The following is an 849-nucleotide window of genomic DNA, read 5'->3' on the forward strand; positions in this document are numbered from 1 at the left end:
GGGGCCATCTCAGAAAACGGAAAATAAAGCACGCTAAGCTCAAAAACTCGCGCTCTTGGGGTCGTCTCAGAAAACGGAATTTAAAGTACGTTAAGGCTTTGGCAGCGGCTGTAGCGGCCTGAACTTGCCCGCGCCGATCTTGGCGCTGCTACGCCAGAGGTAATCGCCGGTCAGGTTGATGTGCTCCCAGCCCAGCGGCGACAGGTATTGCAACAGCGCGTCATCGACGGCCTGGCCGTGATTACGCAATGCGTTCGTGGCCCTTTCCAGATAGACGGTGTTCCACAACACGATGGCCGCCGTCACCAGGTTGAGGCCACTGGCCCGGTAACGTTGCTGTTCAAAGCTGCGGTCGCGGATTTCTCCCAGTCGGTTGAAGAACACCGCCCTGCCGAGAGCCTGCGCAACCAGGCCGAGGCCTTGGTTCAGGGGGTGGCCAGTTTTCAACTCGCCCCTGGTGAGAGTGCGCGCAGGGGCTAAAAGTCGTGGCGCCCATGCTGCCGAGATCTGAGCGCAGTCTTGGGGTCTCGGCTCCTGTCCCTACCCGTCGATCGCTGCTGTGTGGCGGGCTGGTGCTGAGCCTGGATGTCGGCTTGGGTCTGGGCCTGAGCACGCGCACGGCCCAGGCCCAGGCCACGATCCGACTGATTCGGCCGCACGCCTTTGATGGCATCGGGCGATACGTGCTCGATCTACTGCAGCTCTGGGGGTGTACGCCCAAACACGATTTTTCCGACGGAGCTATCGCCGCACCGCAAACGCTTGGTGGTCACCCGAGCAGATGGACGAGGTCATCGACTGGTTGACGTTCTACAACCACCGCCGGCTGCACTCCACGCTGGGCTACGT

1 pseudogene is annotated in these 849 nt (G+C 61.4%); it reads right to left on the reverse strand.

The features are described from left to right. Positions 1–90: 90 nt before the first annotated feature. A pseudogene (locus tag ACW5W8_RS23755) lies at positions 91–399 on the reverse strand (Tn3 family transposase); the annotation flags it as partial. Between the last annotated feature and the right edge of the window lie 450 nt (positions 400–849).

It is taken from the genome of Aeromonas aquatilis, assembly GCF_054052405.1.